General features: G+C 63.2%; 11 protein-coding genes and 1 pseudogene. 5 read left to right on the top strand and 7 right to left on the bottom strand.

The genetic code is table 11. From position 1 onward, the window contains the following. A complete protein-coding gene (locus NANH_RS0120750) occupies positions 1-954 on the top strand; it encodes a site-specific tyrosine recombinase XerD (protein ID WP_027263776.1) in 954 nt (317 codons plus the stop codon). A 72-nt stretch (positions 955-1,026) separates the two neighbouring features. Then, a complete protein-coding gene (locus tag NANH_RS0120745) occupies positions 1,027-2,334 on the top strand; it encodes an HlyC/CorC family transporter (protein WP_027263775.1) in 1,308 nt (435 codons plus the stop codon). A 39-nt stretch (positions 2,335-2,373) separates the two neighbouring features. On the opposite strand, the gene NANH_RS26760 is transcribed toward NANH_RS0120745, so the two are convergent. Further along, positions 2,374-3,627: a DUF2254 domain-containing protein gene (locus tag NANH_RS26760; RefSeq protein WP_051372525.1), complete on the bottom strand. Its 1,254-nt coding sequence runs from the start codon at positions 3,625-3,627 to the stop codon at positions 2,374-2,376. 146 nt (positions 3,628-3,773) lie between these two features. Here NANH_RS26760 and NANH_RS0120735 point away from each other — a divergent pair, with 146 nt between their 5' ends. Continuing rightward, positions 3,774-6,182: a GcvT family protein gene (locus NANH_RS0120735; protein ID WP_027263774.1), complete on the top strand. Its 2,409-nt coding sequence runs from the start codon at positions 3,774-3,776 to the stop codon at positions 6,180-6,182. Positions 6,183-6,216: 34 nt separating this feature from the next. After that, positions 6,217-6,843, top strand: a complete 627-nt coding sequence (locus NANH_RS0120730) for a nucleotidyltransferase family protein (RefSeq protein ID WP_036050166.1) — start codon at positions 6,217-6,219, stop codon at positions 6,841-6,843. Here the strand turns inward: NANH_RS0120730 and NANH_RS0120725 are convergent. The 6 genes and pseudogenes from NANH_RS0120725 to NANH_RS0120695 form a co-directional block, all read right to left on the bottom strand. Then, positions 6,822-8,693 (bottom strand): Hint domain-containing protein, encoded by a 1,872-nt coding sequence (locus NANH_RS0120725; protein ID WP_027263772.1) that lies wholly within the window; start codon positions 8,691-8,693, stop codon positions 6,822-6,824. The two genes, NANH_RS0120730 and NANH_RS0120725, sit on opposite strands and share 22 nt — an antisense overlap. Positions 8,694-9,085: 392 nt before the next feature. After that, entirely contained in the window at positions 9,086-10,372 is a 1,287-nt protein-coding gene (locus NANH_RS0120720) for a hydroxymethylglutaryl-CoA reductase, degradative (protein ID WP_211237103.1), read from the bottom strand. 368 nt (positions 10,373-10,740) lie between these two features. Beyond that, positions 10,741-11,904 carry a M20 aminoacylase family protein gene (locus NANH_RS0120715; RefSeq protein ID WP_027263770.1) on the bottom strand — a complete coding sequence of 388 codons (1,164 nt, stop codon included), beginning with the start codon at positions 11,902-11,904 and terminating at the stop codon, positions 10,741-10,743. 67 nt (positions 11,905-11,971) lie between these two features. Continuing rightward, positions 11,972-13,138 (bottom strand): M20 aminoacylase family protein, encoded by a 1,167-nt coding sequence (locus NANH_RS0120710; protein WP_027263769.1) that lies wholly within the window; start codon positions 13,136-13,138, stop codon positions 11,972-11,974. A gap of 77 nt (positions 13,139-13,215) precedes the next feature. Then, a pseudogene (locus NANH_RS29615) lies at positions 13,216-13,395 on the bottom strand (hypothetical protein); the annotation flags it as partial. Position 13,396: 1 nt separating this feature from the next. Next, positions 13,397-15,217 carry an ABC transporter ATP-binding protein gene (locus tag NANH_RS0120695; RefSeq protein WP_027263768.1) on the bottom strand — a complete coding sequence of 607 codons (1,821 nt, stop codon included), beginning with the start codon at positions 15,215-15,217 and terminating at the stop codon, positions 13,397-13,399. 268 nt (positions 15,218-15,485) lie between these two features. Between NANH_RS0120695 and NANH_RS0120685 the strand changes: the two genes are divergently transcribed. Next, entirely contained in the window at positions 15,486-17,192 is a 1,707-nt protein-coding gene (locus tag NANH_RS0120685; RefSeq protein WP_027263767.1) for a peptide ABC transporter substrate-binding protein, read from the top strand. The last annotated feature ends 43 nt before the right edge of the window (positions 17,193-17,235 follow it).

Raw genomic sequence — 17,235 nt, 5'->3', positions numbered from 1 at the left:
ATGAGTGCGCCACAGTCCTCCGATCAATGGATCTCGACCTTTCTCGAGGCCCAGGCCGCCGAACTGGGCGCAGCAACCAACACGCTGCTGGCCTATGGCCGAGATCTCAAGGATGTGGCCGCCTGGCTGCTGCGACGCGATTGCAGTTTTGCCACCGCCGACCGCGACCGGATCGAAGCCTACCTGATCCACTGCGATGCGCAGGGGCTGGCCAAATCCACCCGCGCGCGGCGGCTTTCGGCAATCCGGCAGCTCTACCGCTTTGCCTTCGAGGAAAGCTGGCGGGCCGACAACCCTGCGATTCAGATCAAGGGACCGGGCCGCGACAAGCACCTGCCCAAAACGCTCGACGTGGCCGAGGTCGACCGCCTGCTGGAGGCGGCCCGCACCACCGGTCGCACCGCCGCCGACCGGCTGCGCAACACCTGCCTTGTCGAACTGCTCTATGCCACCGGGATGCGGGTCAGCGAACTGGTCACCCTGCCGGTGGCCGCAGCGCGGGGCGATCCACGCATGCTGCTGATTCTGGGCAAAGGCGGCAAAGAGCGGATGGTCCCCCTGTCGCCTCCGGCGCGCGCCGCGCTGACCGACTGGCTGCGCGCCCGTGACGCGGCCCAGACCGACAGCGTCACCAAAGGCGGCAGTCCGTCGCGCTTCCTGTTTCCATCGCGCGGCAAGGCGGGGCACCTGACCCGTCACCGGTTTTTTCAACTGATCAAGGAACTGGCCGTCAATGGCGGCGTGCCCCCGGACAAGGTCACGCCGCACACCCTGCGCCATGCCTTTGCCACCCATCTGCTGGCCAACGGCGCCGATCTGCGCTCGATTCAGACGCTGCTGGGCCATGCCGACGTCGCCACCACCGAGATCTATACCCATGTGCTGGACCAGCGGCTGACCGAGCTGGTCCTGCAACACCATCCGCTGGCACACCCCCCCAAGCCCGAAACGTGACCCCACACCCCCTTGATTGCCATCTCCGGCGGCCCCATAACCATGCCGGAACAAGGAACGATTGCACCTGAAATGGATACAAGCTCGACTGTGCTGGACACCACCTTCTGGATGACCGGGGGGGCCATTCTGCTTTTGCTGGTTCTGTCCGCCTTCTTTTCGGGTTCGGAAACCGCGCTGACCGCCGCGTCGCGCGGCAAGCTGCGCACCCAGGCCGACAAGGGGTCAAACGGCGCGGCCAAGGCGCTGGAAATCACCGAAGACAACGAGCGGCTGATCGGCTCCGTGCTGCTGGGCAACAACCTGGTCAACATTCTGGCCACCTCGCTGGCTACGGCGCTCTTTACCCGCGCCTTTGGCGAAACCGGCGTCGCCCTGGCCACGCTGGTGATGACCGTGCTGGTGCTGGTGTTTGCCGAGGTCCTGCCCAAGACCTACGCCATCATCAACTCGGAAAAGGCCGCCGCCGCCGTCGCCCCGGTGATCTCGCTGGTGGTGATGGTCTTTGCTCCAATCGTGTCGGCGGTTCGCTTGCTGGTCCGCGGCGTGCTGCACGTCTTTGGCGTCGAGGTCGACCCGGACAGCCATATCCTGGCCGTGCGCGAAGAAATCGTCGGCGCGCTGCAACTGGGTCATTCCGAAGGGGTGGTGGAAAAGGAAGATCGCGACCGCATCCTGGGCGCGCTGGACCTGGGCGACCGCACGGTCGAGGAAATCATGCTGCACCGCTCCGGCATCGAGATGATCGACGCCGACAACACCCCCGAACAGATCCTGCAACAATGCCTGAGCAGCCCCCATACCCGGCTGCCGATGTTCCGCAACGAGCCGGAAAACATCATTGGGGTGGTCCATGCCAAGGATCTGCTGCGCGCGATGTACGACCAGATCAGCGGTGCCCACGGCGCGGCCAAGCCCCTGAGCCGGTTCAAAATTTCCGATGTGTCCAAGCCGCCCTATTTTGTGCCCGAAACCACGACGCTGGACGAACAGATGCGCCAGTTTCTGCGCATGCGCACTCATTTTGCGCTGGTGGTGGATGAATATGGCAGCCTGCAGGGGTTGATCACGCTCGAGGACATCCTGGAAGAGATCGTCGGCGAAATCACCGACGAGTTCGACCCCGATTCCGAGGTGCCCATGGTCGACACCGAAGACGGCCAGTACATCGTCGACGGCGCGATGACGATCCGCGATCTGAACCGGGCGACCGACTGGAATCTGCCCGATGACGAGGCAAACACCATTGCCGGTCTGGTGATCCACGAGGCCCAGATGATCCCGACGACCGGACAGGTGTTCTCGTTTCACGGCTTCCGATTCGAAGTTGTCGCCCGCGCGGGCAACAGGGTGACCGGGCTGAAAATCCGCCCGCTATAGCCCTCCGTCCGCATCGCCCGATGGCGGGCGGATGCCGGATCAAACCTGACCGATAGCCGCCAGATACCGGTCCAGATCCGGATCGTCCTGCAGCGCCCGCCTGGCCCTTGTGGCGCAACGGTCCCGACTGGCCCGGCTCGCCACCGCCAACGCGCGGGAGTCCCGTTCCGCCAGATTCTGCAATTCGTCGGCGATGACCAGATGCACCTCGACCGCAGTCCCGGCTTCGCGCGCGAGACGATCGAAACTGCCCCGGAAAAAGGCCTCCAGATCCAGCTTGCGCATCCACACCCGATCCAGTCGCGCCGCGTCGTCATCGCGAGCCACCGTATCCAGCAGGGCCAGCATCGACGACAGGCGATGCACCATGGCAATGGCGGTCTCGGGGTCGTTGATTCCCGGCGACAATGCCCGCAATCCGATTTCCGACAGCACCGACAGGCCAAACCCCGGATCCTGCTGAAACGATCGCGCCGAAGCGATCAGGATCGCGGACTCCACTTCGCCTGCCAGCTTGTCCTCTCCGTCTTCGGCCGCGACATAGGCCAGCACATCACCAGTCTGCACATAGCTGCCGATGCCTGCGGTGACATAGATTTGCGCCTCGGCGGCATCGGCGGCTTCCTGCATCTGTTCGGGAAAAATCTGCTGGATATAGCCCGGTGTCTTGGCCCGCACCGGGTAGAACCGGCCCAGTTCCCCGGCCTGGGAATCGGTCAGAGCCCGGGCCCGCAAGCACGGGGTCCGGGCAAGGGCGCGCATGGCGGTTTCGGTGCGCTGCTGAACCTGATCGGCGGTCTCCTCCAGACTGCCCAGCTTGTCCAGATGGGCGATCCAGCGCACCAGCGACAACAGGATCATCGCAATGACCAGGATCGTAAAGACAAACAGCACCACGATTTCACGCTCGCCGAAGAAATGCGTGGCCCGCAACACAATCGCCAGCAACGCAAACAGGTAGGCCCCGACAAAAATCGCCAACACCGAATGGGTCGTGGTGTCATCGCGCAGGATCACATGGGTGCGCGGCGACCATTGCGACGACGCGCTACGATAGGTTGCCGTCATGATCGTCAGGGAAAAGATCGTCACCGACAACATCGACGCCGCCAGCGTGGTCAGGATCGGGTCCACCGCCTTGGCGCCGATGATATCGCTGAACCCGTCGGGAATGACCGGCCCCAGCAACTTGGCAACGCCCAGCGAAATCAGCGCCAGACATGCAATCATCAGAACCCGGAAATACAGGCGGCGCGACAGCTGCAAAGCCAGACGCCAGAATGTCACAATCATTTTTGGCCCCTATCCCGCCCGGCACGTGTATCTCGGGCACGCTGTTTCCCGCACATGATCGGTTTACGACGCATGGCGTCGTGGACCGACTTGCCAATACGCGGTCGGAACCGAATGCTGCACCCTGAACCTAGCGGAGGCGTCTCATGAAAACCACCACCCGAGTTGCAGTCATCGGCGGCGGAGTCGTCGGCTGCTCTGTGCTGTATCACCTGACCAAGCTGGGGTGGTCCGACGTCATGCTGATCGAACGGTCCGAACTGACCTCCGGATCCACCTGGCACGCCGCGGGCGGGTTTCATACCCTGAATGGCGACACCAATATGGCCGCACTGCAGGGCTATACCATCCGGCTGTACAGGGAACTGGAAGAGATCACCGGCATGTCCTGCGGGCTGCACCATGTCGGCGGGGTAACGCTGGCCGATAACCGCGACCGGTTCGACATGATGCTGGCGGAACGCGCCAAGCATCGCTTCATGGGGCTGGACACCGAAATCGTCAGCCCCGAAGAGATTGCCAAAATCGCCCCGATCACCAATCTGGACGGCATCATCGGCGGGCTCTACGACCCGTTGGACGGGCATCTGGACCCCTCGGGCACCACCCACGCCTATGCAAAGGCCGCGCGCATGGGCGGTGCGACCATTCAAACCCATTGCATGGTCCGCGAAACCAACCAGCGCCCCGACGGCAGCTGGGAGATCGTCACCGACAAGGGTACGATCCACGCCGAACACATCGTTAACGCCGGCGGGCTGTGGGCGCGCGAAGTCGGCGCGATGGCAGGGCTGTATTTCCCGCTGCACCCGATGGAGCACCAGTATATCGTCACCGACGACATCCCCGAAATCTATGAACGCGACCGCGAACACCCCCATGTGATGGACCCGGCGGGCGAAAGCTATCTGCGGCAAGAAGGCCGCGGCCTGTGCATCGGGTTCTATGAACAAACCTGCCGCCCCTGGGCCGTGGACGGAACCCCCTGGACTTTTGGCCATGAACTGCTGCCCGATGATTTCGACAAGATCACCGAAAGCATCGATTTCGCCTATAGACGCTTCCCGGTTCTGGAAACCGCCGGGGTCAAATCGGTGATCCACGGCCCCTTTACCTTTGCGCCCGATGGCAATCCGCTGGTCGGTCCGGTGCCGGGCGTGCGCAACTATTGGTCGGCCTGCGGCGTGATGGCCGGGTTCAGCCAGGGCGGCGGCGTCGGCCTGACGCTGGCGCAATGGATGATTCATGGCGAGCCCGAGCGCGACGTCACCGCGATGGACGTGGCCCGGTTCGGCAACTGGGTCAGCCCCGGCTATACCTTGCCCAAGGTAACCGAAAACTATCAGAAACGCTTTTCCGTCGCCTATCCGAACGAAGAACTGCCCGCCGCGCGCCCCAACCGCACCACGCCGATGTATGATATCTTCACTGGCATGGGCGCCGTCTGGGGCCAGCAATTCGGGCTCGAAGTGGTCAATTATTTCGCCCAGGGGTCTGAACCGAGCTATGAAACCCCGTCCTTCCGCCGCTCTGACGCCTTTGACGCCACCGGGCGCGAGGTGCGCGGCGTGCGCGGCGGGGTCGGCATCAACGAGGTGCATAATTTCGGCAAATACCGGGTCTCGGGCACCGGCGCGCGCGACTGGCTGGACCGCATCATGGCCGGTCGCGTGCCCAAACCGGGCCGGATCAGCCTGACTCCGATGCTGTCGCCCAGGGGGCGGTTGATCGGCGATTTTACCATCTCCTGCCTGTCGGACACCGAATTTCAGCTCACCGCCTCCTATGGCAGCCAAGCCTATCATTTCCGCTGGTTCCAGCAACATCAGAAAGATGGCGTAACCGTCGAAAATATAAGCGACAAACGCAATGGCTTCCAGATCGCCGGACCAAAGGCGCGCGACGTTCTGGCCGCCTGCACCCGCTCTGACATCAGCGACATGCGGTTTCTCGACGTGCGTCCGGTGACCGTGGGCATGAGTGACTGCATCGTGCAGCGGGTCAGCTATACCGGCGATCTGGGCTATGAAATCTACTGCGATCCGATGGCACAACGCCAACTCTGGCACACCCTGTGGCGGGCCGGTCAACCCCATGGCATCGTGCCCTTTGGCATGCGCGCGATGATGTCGCTGCGGCTGGACAAGTTCTTTGGCAGCTGGCTGGCTGAATATTCGCCCGATTACACCGCCGCCGAAACCGGGCTGGACCGGTTCATTGCCTTCAACAAACCCGCAGGTTTCATCGGCCGCGCCGCCGCCGAAACGGAACGGGATGCGGGAGCCACGCGCAAGCTGGTGGCGTTTGAGGTCGACGCCACGGACGCCGATGTGCACGGCTATGAACCGATCTGGCTGGACGACACGGTTCAGGGCTTTTGCACCTCGGGCGGCTATTCCCATCATGCGGGCAAATCGGTGGCGCTGGGCTTTCTGCCCACAGATCGCATCGCCGAAGGCCTGCAGGTCCATATCGAGATTCTGGGCGACAAACGCCCGGCCCGTCTGATCACCCAGCCCCTGTTTGACGCCGACGGCGCCCGGATGCGCGGGTGATTGCATCCGGCGCGGGACGGGCTAGGCTGACATTATGACAGCCCCCGCGACCGACATGCCCATCATCGTGCTGGCCGCCGGCCAATCCTCGCGGATGGGCGGGCTGGACAAGCTGATGCAAATCGTGGATGGCGTGCCGCTGATCCGCCGTCAGGTCGACCTGGCCCGAGGCGCGACAGCGGGTCCGGTCATTGTGGCGCTGCCGCCGCCGCCGCACCCCCGCTATCACGCGCTGAACGGCACCGGCGCCCAGCGCCTGCCGGTGCCGGACGCCGCCGAAGGCATGAACGCGTCGCTCCGCACGGCCATCGCAGCCGTTCCACAGGGCACGCCGGCGGCAATGGTGCTGCTGGGCGATCTGCCGGATCTGACCCTTCAGGATCTGAACGCTGCGCTGCGCGCCGTCGATCTGAACAGCGATACCCTGATCTGGCGCGGGGCCACCGAAACCGGCAAACCCGGCCATCCGGTGGTCTTTTCCGCCCGGCTGTTTGATCGGATTGCAAAGCTGACCGGTGACGGAGGCGGTCGCGAGATTGTCGCCTCCGCTCAGGGGCGGGTCAAACTGATCCCCTTGCCCGGCAACCGGGCAAGGCTGGATCTGGACACACCGCAGGATTGGGCCGACTGGCGCGCCGCTCAGGCCACCAGCAACAGCTGAGCCTCATAGCGTTTCAACGACCGCCGCGCAGACCGATAGGCATTCATCCCCTGCGCCTGCGCCAGTTCCGGGAACAGGCAAAGGACCTCTTCGCGCTGCGCCGTTCCGATACCGTCCAGCGACACGTCGCCCGGCTGAAAGCTCTCGCTCCAGGCACCGTCGGCCAGAATGACCTCATGCGCGTCGAACATCACATGGATATAGCTGACTGCGTTCGGACAGACGCGTTGCACCCCGTCCAGACCGACCAGATGCTTGGCCGACACCAGAACCTCGGGCTCGTCAAACAGAACATGCGCCGCTGCACTGGTCAGCAACATCCGGTGGTTCGGGCTGACCCTCAGATCACGCTCGGGCACGTTCGGCCCCAGCGCCCCGGCCCGGATCAGGATCGGCCGGATTTTGGGTGACGCCCGCAGCTCGGCTGTTTTCAGATCGCGCCGCCCGACCCACCGCACCGGCTGCAGACCGTTGTCGCGGGTGATGACCCGATCGCCCGGTGACAGCCTTTCCACCGCCACAGCACCCCGTGCCGTGGCGATGCGGGTGCCCGGAGCGAAACAGATGATGACCCGCTCGATCTCGGAATAGAACATCGTATCAGAGACGTTGCCATCCGCATCCAGGAATTCGACCGTGCCGGTTTCCAGGCCCGTCTTGTCGATGTTGGTGCGAAAACCGCTCAGGTCCAGAACATCGACATCCAGACCGTTTTCATCCTCGCCCCCGATCACGATGTGATCGCCAGCCGCGTCGAATCTGAATGTGTCGCTGTTTTTGCCGCCCTCCAGCCGGTCCCGTCCCGTGCCGCCGATCAACAGATCCTCGCCCGCCTCGCCCTTGACCACGTCAAGACCTGCACCGCCGCTCAGCGTGTCATTGCCGTCGCCACCGAACAACTGATCATTGCCGGATCCGCCCGTCACCGTATCGGTGCCGGATCCGCCTTCCAGAATGTCATTGCCGTCACCGCCATCAATGATGTCGTTGCCGCCCTGACCGAAAATCACATCCTCCCCGGCCCCGCCGCTCAGGGTGTCGTTGCCTGCTTCGACCGGAACAATGACGCCATCGTCGATCAGATCGCCGGAAAAGGTGAACCAGGACTGCGTCGATCGCGACTCAAGGGTGAAATCGATGAACTCCCGGTTCTCGAACCGGGTACTGAACCAGGCGTCCTGATCCGAGGGATCGTTGGACTCCGTACCAGCGGCATTGACTTGACCACCCGTGGTGGTGATCGCAAGCGAGGTATCCTGCGAGGTGCCATAAGCCGAAAAGCTGCTGGAATCGATCGTGACCGATTCCTGGTCGCCGGGGCTGTTACGATCCAGATCGTTGAAGGTCGCCGTCGAGTTCAGCGCCACCGGGTCGCCGGTAATGGGATCGAAAAACTCGAACCGGAAGCTGGCGGTCCTTCCGGGACCGACCTGTTGCCACCGCGGGCCGGTATTCAGCTGAATTTCGCCCCCCGAGGAACCGGAAAGATCAACGTTCAGATTCGGGTCCGACTTACCGGTGACAATCAACCGCCCCCAGACCGAAGTACCATCATCCAGCGTCGTAACGTCCTTGTAGATCGCCCAGTCACCGACGTCCGCATTGTTGTTTCCGCTCGCCGACTCGCTGACAAAATTGGCGCGGCTCAGCATCAGTGAATCGGCATTGCTGCCCGGTGCGGTCCCGATACCCTCATCGCCATAGATGGTATCGTCACCATCGCCGCCATCGATGACATCGTCCTTGCCTTCGCCCGAAATAAGGTCGTTGCCGCCCAGACCGTTTATAACATCATTGTCGTCCGTACCCTGAATGATGTCGTCGTTTGGTGTGCCATCGATATCGGCCATCGGAGGATCTCTCGATTACTCGCAAAAAATTTTATCGTCATATCAAATACACACCGACCCGATGTGTGTGAATGAGAATGAACGTGGCCGGGCATTATTCTGACAAAATTCTCCGGTTTCGCGCACAACCAGGCCGGTTTTGTTTCAAATATGACACGGTTGGATCGCCCCATGTGGACCCGTCTCTTTCAGGTCGGCGCAAAATAACCCCAAACGCCCCCACACTGCAGCCATTTTCAGGACAATCCCGCACCGTTTGGGCGTTTCAGACACCGGCTGGATCGAACCGATCACCCGCTCCGGGTCATTCACGAAACGAGAACAATCGCGGACCGGCGCAACCATTTGGTGAACATGGGCGCACACAACGCGCGCGTCATCCCAGCCCGGCCCTAGTCGCGCGGCAACGCCAGTTCCCGCGCCGCCCGGTCGACCGACACCTCGCCCGCCGCGACGATGGCGCGCGCGACGCGATCCACCTCGGCCCCTTCGGCTCCGGCCAGAATGGCAATGTTGCGCGCATGCAGGGTCATGTGGCCCTTCTGGATGCCCTCGGTCGCCAAAGCCCGCAGCGCCGCCATGTTCTGCGCCAACCCCACCGCCGCGACCACTTCGGCCAGCTCGGTCGCCGATGTCACCCCCAGCATCCGGATCGCTGCCTGCGCCGCCGGATGGGTCTTGGTCGCCCCCCCCACCAGCCCCAGCGCCAGCGGCAATTCCAACGTCCCCATAAGCGCGCCATCGGCCCCGCGCTCCCAGCGCGACAGGCTGGTGTACCGCCCCCCGCGCGCCGCATAGGCATGCGCCCCGGCCTCGATTGCGCGCCAGTCGTTGCCGGTGGCGACGACCACGGAATCGATACCGTTCATGATGCCCTTGTTATGGGTCGCCGCGCGGTACGGATCGATCACCGCCAGCGCACAGGCCTCGACCATGCCCTGCACCACATCGGCCCCGTCCAGCCCCGCTGCGCTCAGCGCAGCGGGCGCAATCTCGACCCGCGCCCGCACCAGCCGAAGGTCGGCAAGGTTCGACAGAATGCGCAACCGCACTTCCCCACGGGCGATTTCCGCAACGCGCGAAGCAATGGTTTCGGCCATGGTATTGACCGTGTTGGCCCCCATCGCATCGCGCACATCCACCAGCAGATGCAGCACGACCATCGCCCCGACCGGCGTGTCGTCGAACACCTGCACCTCGATATCCTTGCACCCGCCGCCCAGCCCGGTCAGCACCGTGTCGCGCGCATTGGCCATCGCGATCAACTCGTCGCGCGCCGACAACAGGCGCTGCCGTGCGCCGTGGGGGTCTTCGGGGCGCAGCACCTGCACCTGCGCGCGCATCACCGGGCGGTCCGAACTGGTGACAAACCCGCCACAGTCCCGCGCGATCCGCGCCATAAAGGATGCCGCCGCCACCACCGAAGGTTCCTCGACCACCATCGGCACCAGGTAATCCTTGCCGTTGACGGTGAAATTCGTCGCCACTCCCATCGGCAACTCGAACTTGCCGATGACATTCTCGATCATGCCATCCGCCAGCGTCATGCGCAGAACATCCGCGCCCGCCAGGATTTGCGCGTCCTGCTCGGACAGCCCTGCCGCCTGAACCACCCGTGCGCGCCGGTCCGGCGGCGTCAGATCCCGCAGCCCCGTCAATCGTGATGAAATATCCGCCATGTTTCCCCCCGGATGCATCCCGCGCCACAAACGCGCCCGCCCCGTTTCTGCAACGCCCGCGCCACAACGCCAAGCCAAAATCGTCCAGAGCTCCCCTGTCGTGTCCTCAGTCGGTCCGCCCGTGAGTCCGATGCTGAAATCGGCCTTCATCGCCCTGGCCGCACAGGCCCGAAGCCCCCCTGTGGATTTCCCGACAGGCCATGCCGTCGCTGCCTCTGCCTGAACCGCGACCGGAAGAGGGCAGGTCAGGAGCCAAAGCGTCTTGACTCAAACCTGAAACATCTGTCGCCGCAGGAAAGCAACGATTTCAACCCGGTAAAGGAAGGGCAATGTATCAAGTCCTGGTCAAAACGCCATAAGCGCGCGGTTCAGGCCGCCGGCATCCGCTGTTCGACAATCTCGGCCCACCAGCTGCAACCGGCGGGGATCGCCTCGTCGTTAAAATTATACTCGGGGTGATGCACCATCGCGGTATCGCCATTGCCGACCAGGATATAGGCACCGGGGCGCTCTTCTAGCATAAAGGCAAAATCCTCGCCCCCCATCACCAGCGGCGCATCATCACAGGCGCCGGACACCCTGCGCGCCACCCCGGCGGCGAATTCGGTCTGCTCGTCATGGTTCACCATCACCGGATATCCACGGAAATAGGTGACATCGGCCGTACCGCCAAAGGTCGTGGCGATCCCGGTGCAGATGTCCTTGATCCGCTTTTCGGCCAGATCGCGCATCGCCGCGCTCATGGTGCGCACCGTGCCCTTGATCTGCACCTTCTGCGGAATCACGTTGAACGCCTTGGACGAGGTTTCAAACGACGTCACCGAAACCACCACCTGATCCACCGGGTCGGCATTGCGGCTGGCGATGGTCTGCAAGGCCAGCACCGCCTGCGCCGCCATCACCGTGGTATCGACGGTTTCGTGCGGCTTCGCTGCATGCCCGCCGCGCCCTTCGAACGTGATGTCGAACTGATCGGTCGCGGCAAAGAACGCGCCGGAACGGATGGCAAAGCTGCCCACCGGCTGACCGGGCCAGTTGTGCATCCCGTATACTTCCTGAATGCCCCAGCGTTCCATCATGCCGTCGTCGCACATCTCCTTGCCGCCGCCGCCGCCTTCTTCGGCCGGCTGAAAAATCACCACCACGGTGCCGTCGAAATTGCGGGTCTCGGCCAGGTATTTCGCCGCCCCCAGCAACATCGCCGTGTGCCCGTCATGGCCACAGGCATGCATCGCGCCCGTTGTCTTGCTGGCATACTCCACCCCGGTCGCCTCAACGATCGGCAGCGCATCCATGTCCGCACGCAGGCCAATCACTTTGCCCGAGCTGTCCGCTTTCCCCTTGATGACGCCAACCACACCGGTACGCCCGATGCCCGTCACCACGTCGTCACAGCCGAATGCGGCCAGTTTTTCAGCCACCAACGCGCTGGTGCGGTGGGTCTCGAACAGGATCTCGGGGTTCTCGTGAATATCCCGGCGCCAGGCGGTGATTTCGTCCTGCAATTCGGCAAAGCGATTCTTGACGGGCATCTGAAAGTCTCCTGTATGTGCATCCACGCAGGCCGTTTCTTGCCCTGCTGCGGTTCTGTCCCATCTGTTACGCCGCCGGCATCCGCCGTTCAACCAGTTCGGCAAACCAACTGCACCCCACGGGGATGATCTGATCGTTGAAATCATAGGCGGGGTGATGCACCATCGCGCCTTCGCCATTGCCCAGGAACATGTAGGCACCGGGCCGCTCCTGCAGCATAAAGGCAAAATCTTCGGCGGGCATGATCGGCGGTGTGTCGCGCTGCACCGATCCGGCCACGACCTCGGCGGCATCGGCGGCGTACCCGGTATGATCCGGGTGATTGACGGTGACGGGATAGCCCCACTCGTAATCGATCTGGGCTGTGCAGCCATAGGCCTCGGCGGTGGCGGTCACGATCCTCCGGACCCGCTCGGCGGCCAGTTCCCGCACCGATTGGTCCAACGCCCGCACCGTTCCGCGCAACAGCACCGTCTGCGGAATGACGTTATGCGCCTCGGTATCGCTGCGCATCGTGCAGACCGAAATCACCAGGCTGGCCAGCGGATCGGCGTTGCGCGACACAATGGATTGCAGCGCCACCACCACATGCGCCGCCGCCAGGTTGGTATCCACGGCGTCATGTGGGGCGGCGGCATGGCCGCCCTTGCCGGTCAGGGTGATGTCGAACTGGTCCGCACTGGCCAGCAACGCGCCGGGGCGGATGGCGAATGCGCCCGCCGGAAAGCCCGGCATGTTGTGCATGCCATAGACTTCCTGAATGCCCCAACGCTCCATCAGCCCGTCACGGCACATCTCGCGCCCACCACCGCCGCCTTCTTCGGCGGGCTGAAAGATCAGCACCACGGTGCCATCGAAATTGCGGGTCTCGGCCAGGTATTTCGCCGCCCCCAGCAACATCGCCGTGTGCCCGTCATGACCACAGGCGTGCATCTTGCCCGGCGCGGTGCTGGCGTAATCCAGACCGGTTGCCTCGATGATCGGCAGCGCATCCATGTCCGCGCGCAGCCCGATCACACGGCCCTTGGTATCGGATTTGCCCCTGATCCGCGCCACGACGCCGGTCTGCCCGATCCCGGTCGCGATGTCGTCAATGCCAAAGTCGCGCAGCCGTTCTACCACAAAGGCAGCGGTGTTCTGCACGTCAAACATCAGTTCCGGATGGGCATGCAGGTGCCGGCGCCAGCCGGTGATCTCATCGTGCATTTCCGCGAGACGGTTCTTGATCGGCATGGTTTATCCCTTCTGCAGGCGCGCGATCGGCCGGTCCATGAAATCGGCCCCAGCCTGAAATTGCGCCACTGTTATGAACCCGTTGTGCTGATGCGCCTGAACCAGCGCCCAGATGGCGATGGCGTCGAACCCCTTCATATCGCAGGTGCCGAATCGCCCTGCACCCGGTCAATCATTGGCAGGTTGGTGTCGCGGCTGACCGTTGGAAAGGCCTCCTGCCGATCCATAACCGCCTTTGCCTCGAGTGTTTCGGCCATTTCAATACCCGCTGTCGGTGGTCAGAACATAATGCCCCGGCTCGACCTCGTCATACAGCGACGGCGCGGGGTCATAGTCCAGCCCATGTATCGGCGACGGGATCGGCTTGAAGTTGAGATCCTTCTCGGACTTGCGTCGGCGCGGGTCGGCGATCGGCACCGCCTGCATCAGCGCCTGCGTATACGGATGCTGCGGGTTTTCGAACACCCGTGCCCGCGGACCCAACTCGACAATGCGGCCCAGGTACATCACGCCGACCTGATGGCTGACCCGCTCGACCACCGCCATGTCATGGCTGATGAACAGAAACGACAGCCCCAGATCGGCCTGCAACTCCATCATCAGGTTCAGAACCTGCGCCTGCACGCTGACATCCAGCGCGCTGACCGCCTCGTCGGCGACGATCAGCTTGGGGTTCAGCGCCAGCGCCCGTGCAATCGCCACCCGCTGACGCTGGCCGCCGGACAGCTCGTGCGGATAGCGGCGCATAAAGCTGCGCGGCAGTTCGACCCGGTCAAACAGCATCGACACCCGGTCTCGGATCGTGTCGGCGGAATTGGTGCCATAGTTGCGCAACGGTTCGGCCACCTGATCCATCAGCTGCATCTGCGGATTCAGGGACGCGAACGGGTCCTGAAAGATCATCTGCATGTCCAGCCGCGCCTCGCGCAGCCCCCGTGCATCCAGCTGCATGATGTCCACGCCATCCAGATCAATCTGCCCCGCGTCGGGTTCCACCAGCCGCAGGATCGAGCGCCCGGCGGTGGATTTTCCACATCCGGATTCACCCACCAGCGACAGGGTCTGCCCCCGGTTGATGGTAAACGACACATCCTCGACCGCGTGGACCTGCGCGACGGTACGCCGAAAGAACCCGCCCTGCACCGCGAACCGTGTGGTCAGATGCCGGACCGACAGCAGCACCTGATCGGTGCCCGGAATCGGCGCAATGTTCTGTCCCTCGCTCCCCAACAGCTTCATCGGCTCAGGCGCGGCCTTGCCGCGCATCTCGCCCAACTTGGGCACCGCAGCCAGCAGCGCCTTGGTATAGTCGTGCTGCGGGTTTTCAAAGATCTCCTGGACGGTGCCCTCCTCGACCTTGTTGCCGCGAAACATCACCACCACGCGGTCCGCCATCTGGGCCACCACCGCCATGTCATGGGTGATGAACATCACCGCCGTGCCGGTCTCGCGTTTCAAGCGGTCCATCAGCGCCAGGATCTCGGCCTGAATGGTCACGTCCAGCGCCGTGGTCGGTTCATCCGCGATCAACAGGCGCGGCGCGCAGGCCATCGCCATGGCAATCACCACCCGCTGACGCATGCCACCGGACAGCTCGTGCGGATATTGCTGCAACCGCCGCTCGGGCTCGGGAATGCGCACCTCGCGTAACAGAACCAGCGCACGCTCCCGGGCTTCGGCCTTGGACAGCCCCCTGTGCACCCGCAGCCCCTCGGTCAACTGCCGCCCGACGGTGAACACCGGGTTCAGCGCCGTCATCGGCTCTTGAAAGATCATCCCGATTTCATTGCCCCGGATCTGGCGCATCAAATCCTGATCGGCCTGCGCCAGGTCCAGCTCATCGCCCTCCTTGCGGTCAAAGATCAGCTGCCCGGCCTCGATCGTGCCGCCGCCAAACTCGACCAGCCGCATCAGCGACAGCGAGGTGACCGACTTGCCGGACCCGGATTCGCCGACGATACAGACCGTTTCGCCCGGGTGGACCTCGAACGATACGTCGTTGACCCCGACCACCGGACCGTCCTTGGTCTGGAACGCCACCCGCAACCCGTCGATCCGTGCAATCGGTTGATCCAGCACCGCCATCTCCCCGTTGATTCAGGCTCAAACGCTACGGCGCGCGCCCCGGCTGTGTCAAACCCCGCATCACAGTTCCCCAAAGGCAAGGCTTGCATTTTTTTCAAACTCTGTTTCGATGCCCGGGTATCCGCCACGGGAGACGACGACAGTGACCGGGCCGGTCACGATTTGGTCATGCACCGCGCACGCTTCCCCAGAGCGGCCCTGCGAACATCCGCACGTCAAGCGGAGGCACTAAGACACAAATGTGTCCAACAAGGAGTAAAACATGAAAATCAAAGCCCTATTGCTGGGTGCGATCGCATCCACGGCGCTGGCCCCGATGGCCATGGCCGAACGTGGATCAGACGGCAATGTCAGCATCATATATTGGCAGGCCCCCTCGATCCTGAACCCGTTTCTGTCCGGCGGCACCAAGGACGTCGAAAGCTCCAGCCTGGTTCTTGAACCCCTGGGCCGCTACGATGAAACAGGCGCGTTGGTGCCGTTCCTGGCGACCGAGATTCCGACGCTTGAAAACGGCGGCGTCAGCGAAGATCTGACCACCATCACCTGGAATCTGAAACCCGGCCTGCTGTGGTCCGACGGCACCCCGGTCACCTCGGCCGACGTGGTCTTCACTGCGGATTATTGCATGCATCCCGAAGGCGGCTGTGCGCAGGGCGCCAAGTTCGAAGGCGTGTCCAAGGTCGAAGCCATTGACGATCTGACCGTCAAAGTTACCTTTTCCGAACCCAAACCAAACCCCTATGGCCCGTTCATGGGTGCCCAGTCGCCGATCATACAGGCCGCGCAATTTGCCGATTGCCTGGGTGCCAAAGCGCCGGAATGCACCGATGCCAATTTCAACCCGATCGGCACCGGCCCCTTTGTGGTGGATGAATTCAAACCCAACGACGTGATCACCATGTCGGCCAACCCGAACTTTCGCGATCCGGCCAAACCGGCCTTTGCCACGTTGACATTCAAAGGCGGCGGCGACGCGACGGCGGCGGGCCGCGCGGTGATGGAAACCGGCGAATTCGACTATGCCTGGAACCTGCAACTGGCCCCCGAAGTGATTTCGAAAATGGCCGCGGCCGGCAAAGGCACTCCGGTATCCGCCTTTGGCACCCTGGTCGAGCGTATCGAGATCAACCTGACCGATCCCTCGCCCAGCCTGCCGGAAGGCGAGCGTGCGACAGCCAAGCATCCGCACCCGTTCCTCAGCGATCTGGCCGTGCGCAAGGCGCTGAGCATGGCGATCGACCGCGAATTGCTGGTCGAGATCGGCTATGGTCAGGCCGGCCGCCCGACCTGCAACATGGTGCCCGCACCCGCATTATATGCCAGCGACAACACCGACTGCCTGGTCCAGGATATCGCCGGGGCCAACCAGATGCTGGAAGACGCCGGATGGGTCAAAGGGGCCGATGGCATCCGCGCCAAGGACGGTGTGCGCCTGTCGCTGCTGTACCAGACCTCGACCAATGCCGTGCGTCAGGATTTCCAGGCCCTGATCAAACAGTGGTGGAGCGAGATCGGCGTTGAAACCGAGTTGCGCAATATCTCGGGCTCGGTGTTTTTCGGCGGCGATCCCGGCAGCCCGGATACGTTCCAGAAATTCTATGCCGATGTCGAGATGTACGCCAACAATTTCGACGGCACCGACCCTGAAAACTATCTGGCCGAACGCACCTGCGAAAAGGCGCCGCGCCCGGAAAGCCAGTGGCAGGGAGAGAACATCAACCGCTTCTGCGATCCGGCCTATGACGCACTGGTGGCCGAACTCGGCCGTACCGGCGCGCTGGAAAAGCGCGGCGAGATCGCCAGACAGCTGAACGACATGCTGACCAAGGACAGCTACAGCATCCTGCCGCTGGTGGACCGGGGCCGGGTTTCGGCCCATTCCAACACACTGGGCGGCGTGATCCTGAATGTCTGGGACAGTGAAATCTGGAACGCGGCCGACTGGTACCGTCTGGAAGGCTCGTAAACCTGCCTGATACCGCGCGCCCCGGACCCGGTCCGGGGCGCGT

It is taken from the genome of Sedimentitalea nanhaiensis DSM 24252, from assembly GCF_000473225.1.
In the GTDB taxonomy this organism is placed as follows: Bacteria; Pseudomonadota; Alphaproteobacteria; order Rhodobacterales; family Rhodobacteraceae; genus Sedimentitalea; species Sedimentitalea nanhaiensis.
Note: the sequence above shows the minus strand (reverse complement) of the source record. Positions and strands in the feature narration are given on the sequence as shown.